The following is an 11223-nucleotide window of genomic DNA, read 5'->3' as shown; positions in this document are numbered from 1 at the left end:
CGATCAGTTCCCTGTCCCAACCGAGCTTTTCACGGATCAGCGTTCGGGCCATTGCCCTGAAGCCATGCCCGGTGATGTCCTGCTGGGTGTCGTAGCCCAAGGCGCGCAGCGCGCTGTTCATCGTGTTGTTCGATATGTACCGAGAGAAGCCGTCTTTCCCTCGCCGGCGGGATACGCTCTTGAACACAGGTCCCGATGGGCCGGTGATCGTGTGCAACCGGGTAAGGATCTCGATGACCTGACGCGGCAGCGGCACGATGTGCGGGGGCGTCTGATTGTCGAACTTGTGAATCTCCCGCAGCTTCATGATGTGCGGAGGGCAGGTCCAGATGCCGGCATCTAGGTCGAGCTGCTCCCATTCCATCATGCGTATCTGACCGGGCCGCTGGAACACGTAGGGCATGATCTGCAGAGCGCAGCAGACGGTGTAGTGCCCCTTGTAGCCGCGGATGTCGCGCAAGAGCTTCCCGATCTTCTCGGGATCGAGCATGGTGGCGTAGTGCTTCACCCTAGGGGTGCGCAACTTGAAGTCGGCAACGCTCTTGGCCATGAAGTTCTCGCCCGGCTCCAGCACGCCGACTGTGACGGCCCTGGCGTAAACGCGTTGCAGGCTTTCGCGCAGGCGGATGGCGGTCTCCCTCGTGCCGGCCAGAGAGACCGCCTCCAGGCACTGCAGGACATCCATCTGGCTGAGGGTGTTGATGGGGTGGCGCCCCAGTCTGGGAAAGGCATGCAGTTCCAGCTGCCGAAGAATCTTCTGGCTGTAGCTCTCGCTCCACTCGTGCAGCTCGGTCGCGTGAGCATGCCACTCGCGCGCCACCTTCTCGAAGGTGGCCAGCGCCTGGCGCACGGCTTCCTGGCGTTCTTCATGCTTTCTGACGCGAGGATCCTTGCCCATGGCAAGGTGCCGCCGCTGTTCCGCCGCGAGGTCTCGGGCACCGGCCAGAGAGATCTCCGGGTAGGGACCCAGCGTCAGCTTGACCCGCCTACCGTCGACGCTGGGATAGTTGAACTGCCAGCTCTTGCCGCCGCCTGGACGGACACGAAGATAGAGCTTGTCCCCGTCGGACAGTAGGTACTCCTTGTCCGCAGGCTGGGCTTGTTCGATGATCTTGGCAGTGAGTCTCATAGCCGCGCTCCCGGCGTGTTCCCCAGATAGACAGGGAACAGGGTAAGGGAACACGTCGGGGAACAAAAACCCCGGGATTCGGTGGAACCCGATGCAACGCTATGGGACAGGCTTCTGGCGTAAGCCCATGTTTTCTCAAGGAAAATGGGACTTTGTGAAACCGGATGGGAAAGGGGGATGGTGGCCTGGGGCGGAATCGAACCACCGACACGCGGATTTTCAATCCGCTGCTCTACCAACTGAGCTACCAGGCCAGTGTCGCAACGAGCGCTGCAACGAAACGCTTTACGGCTACGCGAAATTAAGCGCGTCCCGTAAAGAACGCAGGATATTACACACTTTTTTCCCGCTTGGCAAAGCGCTCGGCCCTATGCGACCGCCCGTCGCACCCTCCCCCGCCCCGACCCTTTATAATGGCGGGTGGCCCTCCTCATCCGGGCCCTTTTTCCTGCCCATGTCCGTCGACGTCCTTACATTCGGCCTGAACCACGTCTCCGCCCCGGTCTCGGTGCGGGAACGGGTGTCGCTACCGCTGGAGCTGGTTCGCCCGGCGCTGGCGGGGTTGCGGTCGGCGTTCGGGGGCGCGGTGCGCGAAGCGGCCATCCTGTCCACCTGTAATCGCACCGAGATCTACTGTGCGGCCGAACCGGGTGTGGCCGAGCATCTGCCGGCCTGGCTGGCGGACTATCGCCAGTTCGACAACCGGTCGCTGCAGCCGCATTTGTATCGGCATATCCATCACGACGCCGTCCGGCACGCGTTCCGCGTGGCCAGCGGGCTGGATTCGATGGTGCTGGGCGAGCCGCAAATCCTCGGGCAGATGAAGGACGCCGTGCGCGCCGCCGAGGAAGCCGGGGCGATGGGCACGCTGCTGCACCAGTTGTTCCAGCGCACGTTCTCGGTGGCCAAGGAGGTCCGTTCGCAGACCGCGATCGGCGCGCAGTCGGTGTCGATGGCCGCGGCGGCGGCGCGGCTGGCCGAGCGGGTGTTCGGCGACCTGGCCGAGGTCAATGTGCTGCTGATCGGCGCGGGCGAGATGATCGAGCTCTGTGCGACGCACCTGGCCGCGCATCATCCGAAGAAGATGGTGGTGGCCAATCGCACGGTGGAACGGGCCGAGACGCTGGCCTCGAAGTTCTCGGCCGGTGCGATGCGGCTGTCGGAACTGCCCGAGAAGCTGGCGGATTTCGACGTGGTGGTGTCCAGCACCGCGAGTTCGCTGCCCATCCTGGGGCTGGGCATGGTGGAACGCGCCACCAAGACGCGGCGCCACCGGCCGATGGTGATGATCGACCTGGCAGTGCCGCGCGACATCGAACCCGAGGTCGGCCGGCTGGACGACGTCTACCTGTATTCGGTGGACGACCTGGGCCGCCTGGTGCAGAACGCGTCCGACGCGCGCAAGGCGGCGGTGGTGCAGGCCGAGGCCATCATCGAGACCCGGGTACAGAATTTCATGCACTGGATGGATACGCGCACCATCGTGCCGGTCATCCGTGACCTGCACCAGGCGGCCGACGCGATGCGGCAGGCCGAACTGGATCGCGCCCGCAAGGCGCTGGCCCGGGGCGATGCGCCGGAGCAAGTCCTGGAACAATTGGCGCATGGCCTGACGCAGAAGTACCTGCACGGTCCGCTGTCCGCCCTCAACCATAGCGAAGGCGCCGACCGCCAGCAGCTGCTGGCCTGGTTGCCGCGCCTGTTCTCGTCGCGCTCTGAGCGCAACCACTAGCCTTTCATGAAAGCATCGATGCGGGCCCGGCTCGAGCAGTTGTCTCGACGCCTTGCCGAACTGGACGCGTTGCTCGCGGCGCCTGAAACCGCCAGCGACATGGACACCTTTCGCAAGTTGTCGCGGGAACGCTCGGAGATCGAACCGGTCGCCAATGGCTTCAAGCAGTACGAAGGCACCGAGGCGGACATCGAGACGGCCCAGGAGATGCTGGGCGATCCCGACATGAAGGCCATGGCCGAGGAAGAGCTGCGCGCGGGCCGGGACCGGCTGGAGGAACTGGAAGGCGAGCTGCGCATCCTGCTGCTGCCGCGCGACCCGGACGACAACCGCAGCCTGTTCCTGGAAGTGCGCGCCGGCACGGGCGGCGACGAGAGCGCGCTGTTCGCGGGCGACCTGCTGCGCATGTATACCCGCTATGCCGAGCGCAATCGCTGGCAGGTTGAGATCATGTCGATGAGCGAATCGGAGCTTGGCGGCTACAAGGAAGTGATCGCGCGCATCGCGGGCGACGGCGCCTACGGCAAGCTCAAGTTCGAATCGGGCGGCCATCGCGTGCAGCGCGTGCCGGCCACCGAAACGCAAGGCCGCATCCATACGTCCGCCTGCACGGTGGCCATCATGCCGGAAGCGGACGAGGTGGCCGAGGTGCAGATCAATCCCGCCGACCTGCGCATCGACACTTTCCGCGCCAGCGGCGCGGGCGGGCAGCACATCAACAAGACCGATTCGGCCGTGCGCATCACCCACCTGCCCACGGGCATCGTGGTCGAATGCCAGGACGACCGATCGCAGCACCGCAACCGCGACAAGGCGATGAAGGTGCTGGCCGCCCGCATCAAGGACAAGGAGCAGCGCGAGCGCCACGCCAAGGAAGCGGCGCACCGCAAGAGCCTGGTCGGCTCGGGTGACCGTTCCGAGCGCATCCGCACCTATAACTTCCCGCAGGGCCGGGTGACCGACCACCGCATCAACCTGACCCTGTACAAGCTGCAGAACGTGCTGGACGGCGACCTGGAGGAGCTGATCTCCGCCCTGGCCTCGGAACACCAGGCCGAGCTGCTGGCCGCGCTGGGCGACGACTGAACGCCATGGCGGCCTGCGCGCGCGAGCTGATCGCCGGCAGCGGGCTGCCGCTGCTGGAGGCGCGCATGCTGCTCGAGCGGGCCCTGGGCGTCGGCCGTGCGTGGCTGATCGCCCACGACGACGAGGCCCTGCCCGACGACCGGGCCGCGGTCTTCCGGGACTGGGCGCGGCGGCGCGGCAATGGCGAGCCCATGGCCTACCTGCTGGGCGAGCGCGAGTTCATGGGCCACGATTTCCAGGTGTCGCCGGCGGTGCTGATTCCCCGCCCCGAAACCGAGCTGCTGGTGGAAACCGCGCTGGAGCACCTGCGCGGCCGGGCCAACCCGCGTGTGCTGGACCTGGGCACCGGCAGCGGCGCCATCGCCGTCTCGATCGCGCTGGCGCGTCCCGACGCGGCGGTCCAGGCCACGGACCTGAGCGCCGAGGCGCTGGCGGTGGCCGCCGCCAACGCCTCGCGGCTGGGCGCTGCCGTCACGTTCGCCCGGGGAGACTGGTACAGGGCCTTGAACGGTGCCGCGCCCGCCCCCACCTATGACGTGATCGTCTCCAATCCGCCCTACATCGCCGCCGCCGATCCGCACCTGTCGCAAGGCGACCTGCGCCATGAACCGCCGCTGGCCCTGACGGACCGGGCCGACGGGCTGGAGGCGCTGCGCGCCATCGTCCGCGGCGCCCCGGCCTGGCTCAAGCCCGGCGGCGCGCTCTGGATGGAGCATGGCTGGGACCAGGCCGCCCGGGTGCGGGACTTGCTGCACGCGGCCGGATTCGCCCGCGTCGAAAGCCGCCGCGACCTGGCGGGCATCGAGCGGATTTCCGGCGGGTACCTATAATCGACATCATCACCTTTCACTCTGTACGAGGATCGCCATGAGCGACGTGCAAGATTTCATCCGGCAGACCGTTACCGACAACCCTGTCGTGCTGTTCATGAAGGGCACCGCCCAGTTTCCGCAATGCGGCTTCTCGGGGCGCGCCATCCAGCTGCTCAAGGCCAACGGCGTGCGCCAGCTGGCCACCGTGAACGTGCTGGAAGACGACGCGGTCCGCCAGGGCATCAAGGAATATTCCAACTGGCCCACCATCCCGCAGCTCTACATCAAGGGCGAGTTCATCGGCGGCTCGGACATCCTGGCCGAACTGCACGAAAGCGGCGAACTGAAGCAGTTGCTGACGGACGCCGGCGTCGTGGCCTGATCCGGAACCGCCCGCCATGCGGATCTACCTGGCCGGGCCGGACGTATTCCGGCCCGACGCCCGCGCCCATGGCCAACGGCTGAAGGCGGCCTGCGCCCGGCACGGCCATGAAGGGCTGTTTCCCCTGGATGAACCGGTTACGCACGCCGCGTCCCCGGACGCGGCGCGGGGCATCTACCGGGCCAACCTGGCGCTGCTGGAGCGGGCCGACGTGGTGATGGCCAACCTGGCGCCTTTCCGTGGCCAGGAGCCGGATTCGGGCACGGCGTTCGAGATCGGCTATGCGGCCGCGCGGGGCAAGCCCGTCTGGGCCTACGCCGACGATACGCGGCCGCTGGCGCAGCGCGTCGCCACCGGCACGGATGCCCAAGGCCGTCCGGTCGACGCCCGGGGCCACCTGGTCGAGAATTTCGGACTGGGCCTGAACCTGATGCTGGCCTGCAGCGTCACCCTGGTCCGGGGCGGCCCCGACGACTGCTTGCAAGCCATTGCCGCGGCGCATGCGGCCTCTCCCTCCCACCAGGAGTCATCATGAATGTCACGCGCAACGCGCTCGCGGCCGTGGCGCTGGCCGCCGCGCTCCATGCCCCCCAAGGCCATGCCGCCGACGCGGCCGCCATCGAGACCGAGACGCAGATGCTCAAGACACTGCTGACGGCCATCGAAGCCGGCAACTACCAGCAATTCGTGTCCTCGGGCAGCGCCGATTTCGCCAAGCTGGACCGCGCCCAGTTCGATGCCGTGGCGACGCAGCTGGGACCGCGCCTGCATGCCGGCTACCAGGTGCAGCGCCTGGGCGACTACCGGCAGCAGTCCTACGAATTCTCGCTGTGGAAGATCACGTTCAAGGACGGCGGCGACGACCTGGTCGGCACGCTGAACCTGCAGGGCGGCAAGGTCGGCGGCTTCGTGCTGCGCTGATCAGGCCCGCCGGTGGGCGGCCGCGGGCAGCCGCCGCACCCAGAACGCATACAGGGACAGGGCCGACAGCGTGCACACGGCCATGATGCCGGTGATGGCCCGCGCGCTGTGGCCGTCGTAGAGCATGGTCACCAGCGATCCCGACAGCGCGCCCACCGCCATCATCACGCAGCTGACCACGGCCGAGGCCACGCCCGCCACCTCGGGCAGCGGTTCCACCGCCGCGTGCGAGGCGTTCGGCGCGATCATGCCGAACGAGAAAGTGTTCAGCATCAGCAGCGGCACCAGCGACCACGCCGACAGGGCATCGGCGAACCCCAGCACCGCCAGCAGCACGCTGGTCGAGCTCGACAGGATCAGTCCGGTCCACAGGAGCTTGTGGGGCGCGATGCCGCGCGCGTTCAGGCGGCCGTTGATGAGCGAGGCCGCCATGATGCCGAATGCCGTCATCGCGAACACGGCGCCGAAGGCCTGCGGCGACATGCCCAGCAGCTGCATCATCAAGAGCGGCGATCCGGTGATGTAGGCGAACTGGCAGCCGAAGGTCAGCGCGTTGACCAGGGTGTTGCCCAGCAGGACGGGATTGCTCAGCACCCGCGCGTAGGTGCGCAGCAGCGCGCCCACCGAGATGCGCACGGGCGCGGCATCCGCCGGCCGGGTCTCGGCCATGCCCAGGTACACCGCCAGGGTCGTCGCCACGCCCGCCAGGGCCATCACCCCGTAGATCGAGCGCCAGCCGGCGAAGTACATGACCCAGCTGCCCAGCGTGGGCGCGATCATCGGCGCGACGATGCGCATGCTGGCGACATACGACAGGCGGGCGCGCGCGATGTGGCCCTGGAACAGGTCGCGCACGATGGTCAGCGCCATGACCGAGCCGGCGCCCGCCCCCACCCCTTGCAGCACCCGGAACACCAGCAGCGAAGCCAGACTGGGCGCCAGTGCGCACGCCGCGCTGGCCAGCGAGAACAGCACGCCGCCGAACAGTACGATGGGGCGGCGGCCGTAGCGGTCGGCCAGGGGGCCGTAGGCCAGCGGCGCGATGGCGAAGCCGGCCAGGAACAGGCTAAGGGTCAGGGCGGCGCTGGAGGGAGGAACGTGCAGGTCCAGGCCGATGGCGGCCAGGGCGGGCAGCGCCATGTCGGTGGAGAGCGCCGGCAGCGCGGACAATGAGGCCAGAAGCAGGACGAAAGCCGCGGAGTCGGGACGTATGCGCATGGCCGGCAGTTTACCGCCTTTGCCCCCGCCGGCCCGGCCCCCGACGGGAGCCGGACCGGATCCCGCGTCAGAACGTGATGTTGGCGGCCAGCCAGAACGTGCGGCCCGGCTGGATGGTGCCCCGGGTCGATTGCGCGGAATGGATGTACTCGTTCAGGTACACCGTCTCCCCGGCCCCGTTCACGTAGGACTTGAACTTCATGAAGTCCTTGTCCAGCAGGTTGTAGACCGTGCCGGTCAGGGTCACGTTCTTCGAGACCTTGTAGGACCCGCCCAGGTGCAGCAGCGAGTAGGCCTTCAGGTCGCCCACCTGCTGTTGGGCCAGGAGGTTGTCGCCGGTGAGCGCGGCCGGATCGCCGTCGAAGCGCCGGCTCTTGCCGCGGAACTCTGCGCGCAGCCACATGGCGAACTTGTCGGTGGCCTGCCAGCGCAGGTTGGCGTTGGCCATGTGCTTGGGCGTGTCGGCCAGCTTGCCGCCGTAGACGCCGCCGTTCTTCACTTCGCTGTCGGTGAAGGTGTAGTTCAGCCCCAGCGTCCAGCGTGGCGCCAGCGGCACGCGGGTGCCCAGCTCCAGGCCGCGCGTGGTGGCCTGCTCCAGGTTGACCTGCTGGCCGAACTCGGCCTGGGTGGGCAGCGCGCCGATCGAGATGCAGCCCGGCTGGTTGGGGTTGGCCGCGTAGTCGCAGTTCGGGATGCCCTTGGCCGCGGCGGAGATCTTGTCCTTGAAGCGGTTGTGGAACAGCGTCGCATTGGCGGTCAGGCCGGCCAGGTTGTCGTAGTTGACGCCGAATTCCGTGCTGGTGCTGACCTCGGGCTTGAGGTTGGGATTGCCGATGGTGAGCGTGCGGCCCTGGCCGCTGATGCCATTGATGCCGTCGTGCAGCTGGTTCAGGCGAGGCGTGCGGTAGCCGCGGCTGACACCGCCCTTGACCGTCCAGTTGGGCGTGGTGTTCCAGACCAGGTAGCCGCGCGGGCTGAAATGGCCGCCGAAGGCATCGTGGTGGTCGTAGCGCACGCCGGTGGTCAGGGCAAGATCTTCGCGCAGGCGCCATTCGTCCTCGGCGAACAGCGACTTGGTGGTCTGCTTGTAGCGCTGGGTGGCCAGGCTGTCCGTCATCTCGGCATCCCAGTACTGGCCGCCCAGGGTCAGCATGTGCGAGTCGCCGATGGCCTTGACCAGCTTGGTGTCGAGCACGACGTTGGTGGTTTCCAGCTTGCGGGGCGCGCCCGGCACCAGCACCGCCGCGAGCGGCGAATTGGCGGCGATGTTGGGCACCGTGCGGCCCAGCGTCTCGGTGTTGTTGACCATCAGGCTCGATTGCAGCGTGCCGAACTCGAACCGGCTGGTGTGGCCGACGGCCAACTGGTCGCGGTTGAAGCGCAGGTCGCGGCTGTAGCCGTTGTAGGTGTTGGTGGACGGGTCGTCCAGCGTGCCGAGCTGGCTTTCGTCGTTGTTGTACCACTGGCGCGAGCGGTCGACATCCAGCCAGAAATCATGCTGCTTGTTCGGCGTCAGCGTGAGCTTGGCGCCGGCCGTGTAGATGCGCGATTCCACCGGCGCCGGTCCGCGCTTGCTGATGCTGCCCGTACCCTCGGGCAGGTCGATGTCGGTCGCGCCGCGGTTGAAGATGCCGCCGCGCACGGCCAGGCCCAGCATGTCAGGTACCAGCGGGCCGCTTACGTAGAAATTCGCGTTGGAGGTATCGCCGAAGTCGCTGTTCTGCGGGATGCCCTTGTCGAAAGTGATCGAGCCGCCCCAGGCCGTGGCGACCTTCTTGGTGATGATGTTGACCACCCCGCCCATGGCGTCCGAGCCGTAGAGCGTGGACATGGGCCCGCGGATGACTTCGATGCGCTCGATGGCCGAGAGCGGCGGCATGAAGCTGGTGCTGGTCTCGCCGAAGCCGTTTGGCGTGACGTCGCCGGCGGCGTTCTGGCGCCGGCCGTCGATCAGGATCAGCGTGTACTCGCTGGGCAGGCCGCGGATGCTGATGTTCAGGCCGCCGGTCTTGCCGGTATTGCCGCGCACGTCCACCCCTTCGACCTCGCTCAGGGCTTCCGCCAGGTTGTTGTAGCGCTTCTCCTGCAGGGCCTCCTGTCCGATCACCGTGATGCTGGCGGGGGCGTTCTTGATTTCCTGCTCGTAGCCGGTCGCCGTCACGACGATGGGCGCGAGTTCGGTCGTGGCTTCCTGCGCCAGGACCTTGCCGGAGGCAAGCGCGGCAAGGACGGCAAGATGGGACGTGGACAGCAGGAAAGGAATGCCCCGGGCGGCTAAAGCCATTCTTGAAGTTCTCCAGGTGGATGGGGGGGAATCCGCGCGGGCGCCGCAGAACGCCTCGGGCGAACCTGACAAAAAGCTGACTTACACAAAGCTGAACGGCACGAATAATAATCATTCTTATCATCATTTGTCGAATCCGGGTCCGCTCGCCTCGTTTCCGGGCACGTCTTTGGTGCATTGCACAAGATTGGGGTGCGCACTTGGCGCCATCCGCGGGGTTTCCGGGCATACGGCCGATGGCATGGCTATTGCTTGATGGATGTGCCGGCCAATGCGGGCCGGTAGACAACTCAGCGGTAGGAACAACGGCGTTCCGCGGCGACCAGGCACGGCCTTGTTCGCGCGGAACGCTTTTTTTTGCCTGGAGCGCCGGATGACACAGACCCCCTCGCACGATTCTTCGCCTGCAGCCGCCCCCGATGGGCGACGGCGCAGGCTGCTGACAGCCGGCGCCGCCACGGGCCTCATGAGCCTGGTCGATCCGCTGGTGCGCGCCGGCGCCTGGGCGGCGGGCTCGGACGCGCCCGAAAAGGCCGAGGTCAAGATCGGCTTCATCCCGCTGACCGACTGCGCCTCGGTGGTGATGGCATCCACGCTCGGGCTGGACAAGAAGTACGGGGTGAAGATCACGCCGGTGAAGGAAGCGTCGTGGCCCGGCGTGCGGGACAAGCTGGTCAACGGCGAGCTGGACCTGGCCCACGTCCTGTACGGCCTGATCTACGGCGTGCAGCTGGGCATAGGCGGCCCGCGCAAGGACATGGCGGTGCTGATGAACCTGAACAACAACGGCCAGGCCATCACTCTTTCCGGCAAGCTCAAGGACAAGGGCGTGCGCGACGGCGTCACGCTGGCCAAGCTGATGAAGAGCGAAAAGGCCGAGTACACCTTCGCGCAGACCTTCCCGACCGGCACGCACGCGATGTGGATCTATTACTGGCTGGCCGCCCACGGCATCAATCCCATGCGCGACGCCAAGGTGATCACCGTGCCGCCGCCGCAGATGGTGGCGAACATGCGGGTCGGCAACATGGACGGTTTCTGCGTGGGCGAGCCCTGGAACGCGCGGGCCATCATCGACAGGATAGGCTTCACGGCCACCACCACCCAGGGCATCTGGACCGACCATCCCGAGAAGGTCCTGGGCACGACCGCGGAGTTCGTGCAACGCTATCCGAACACCGCGCGCGCCGTGACGGCGGCGGTGCTGGAGGCGGGCAGGTTCATCGACGCCTCGGCCTCCAACCGCCGCAAGACGGCCGAGACCATCGCCGCCAAGTCGTATGTCAACACCGACATGGACGTGATCCTGGACCGCATGCTGGGGCGCTACTCGGACGGCCTGGGCAAGACCTGGGACGACCCCGACGCGATGAAATTCTTCAACGACGGCGCCGCCAACTTCCCCTACCTGTCGGACGGCATGTGGTTCCTGACCCAGCATAAGCGCTGGGGCCTGCTCAAGAGCCATCCCGACTATCTCGCGACGGCGCGGCAGGTCAATCGCATCGACGTCTACAAGCAGGCCGCGAGCGCGGCCGGGGTCTCGCTGCCCAAGTCGGAGATGCGTTCGTCCAAGCTCGTCGACGGCGTCGTCTGGGACGGGAAGAATCCCGCCGCCTATGCCGACGGCTTCAAGATCAACGCGGCCTGAGCGCCGCC

Annotated in this window: 10 protein-coding genes and 1 tRNA gene; 7 read left to right on the top strand and 4 right to left on the bottom strand. The window is 67.0% G+C overall.

Annotated elements, in window-relative coordinates:
• Together N5K27_RS09395 and N5K27_RS09390 are read right to left on the bottom strand one after the other, a co-directional pair.
• A partial coding sequence (locus N5K27_RS09395) for an integrase arm-type DNA-binding domain-containing protein (RefSeq protein ID WP_279815928.1) occupies positions 1–1129 on the bottom strand: 1129 nt, incomplete at its 3' end.
• A gap of 178 nt (positions 1130–1307) precedes the next feature.
• A tRNA-Phe gene (locus tag N5K27_RS09390) sits at positions 1308–1383 on the bottom strand.
• A gap of 200 nt (positions 1384–1583) precedes the next feature.
• Here N5K27_RS09390 and hemA point away from each other — a divergent pair.
• The 6 genes from hemA to N5K27_RS09360 are packed head-to-tail and all read left to right on the top strand — an operon-like array spanning position 1584 to position 6062.
• A complete protein-coding gene (gene hemA / locus N5K27_RS09385; protein WP_158213378.1) occupies positions 1584–2861 on the top strand; it encodes a glutamyl-tRNA reductase in 1278 nt (425 codons plus the stop codon).
• A gap of 6 nt (positions 2862–2867) precedes the next feature.
• A complete protein-coding gene (gene prfA / locus N5K27_RS09380; RefSeq protein WP_087838533.1) occupies positions 2868–3947 on the top strand; it encodes a peptide chain release factor 1 in 1080 nt (359 codons plus the stop codon).
• A gap of 5 nt (positions 3948–3952) precedes the next feature.
• Positions 3953–4777, top strand: a complete 825-nt coding sequence (gene prmC, locus N5K27_RS09375; RefSeq protein ID WP_279815924.1) for a peptide chain release factor N(5)-glutamine methyltransferase — start codon at positions 3953–3955, stop codon at positions 4775–4777.
• Positions 4778–4814: 37 nt separating this feature from the next.
• A complete protein-coding gene (grxD, locus tag N5K27_RS09370) occupies positions 4815–5141 on the top strand; it encodes a Grx4 family monothiol glutaredoxin (RefSeq protein WP_087838535.1) in 327 nt (108 codons plus the stop codon).
• Between the two features lie 16 nt (positions 5142–5157).
• Positions 5158–5676, top strand: coding sequence for a nucleoside 2-deoxyribosyltransferase (locus N5K27_RS09365; RefSeq protein ID WP_087838536.1), 519 nt, complete (start codon positions 5158–5160; stop codon positions 5674–5676).
• A complete protein-coding gene (locus N5K27_RS09360) occupies positions 5673–6062 on the top strand; it encodes a hypothetical protein (protein WP_087838537.1) in 390 nt (129 codons plus the stop codon). The genes N5K27_RS09365 and N5K27_RS09360 overlap by 4 nt, the downstream gene beginning before the upstream one ends.
• Here the strand turns inward: N5K27_RS09360 and N5K27_RS09355 are convergent, their stop codons facing one another.
• Complete coding sequence (locus tag N5K27_RS09355; RefSeq protein ID WP_279815922.1) at positions 6063–7280, bottom strand: multidrug effflux MFS transporter; 1218 nt, start codon at positions 7278–7280, stop codon at positions 6063–6065. It abuts the gene before it with no gap.
• Positions 7281–7347: 67 nt separating this feature from the next.
• Positions 7348–9564, bottom strand: a complete 2217-nt coding sequence (locus N5K27_RS09350; RefSeq protein WP_087838539.1) for a TonB-dependent receptor — start codon at positions 9562–9564, stop codon at positions 7348–7350.
• A gap of 373 nt (positions 9565–9937) precedes the next feature.
• On the opposite strand from N5K27_RS09350, the gene N5K27_RS09345 reads away from it, so the two are divergent.
• Entirely contained in the window at positions 9938–11215 is a 1278-nt protein-coding gene (locus N5K27_RS09345; RefSeq protein WP_279815920.1) for a CmpA/NrtA family ABC transporter substrate-binding protein, read from the top strand.
• Positions 11216–11223: the final 8 nt, after the last annotated feature.

The sequence above is a fragment of the Pigmentiphaga sp. GD03639 genome, from assembly GCF_029845405.1.
Classification (GTDB): Bacteria; Pseudomonadota; Gammaproteobacteria; order Burkholderiales; family Burkholderiaceae_B; genus Pigmentiphaga; species Pigmentiphaga daeguensis.
This window is presented reverse-complemented; position numbering and strand designations above follow the sequence as displayed.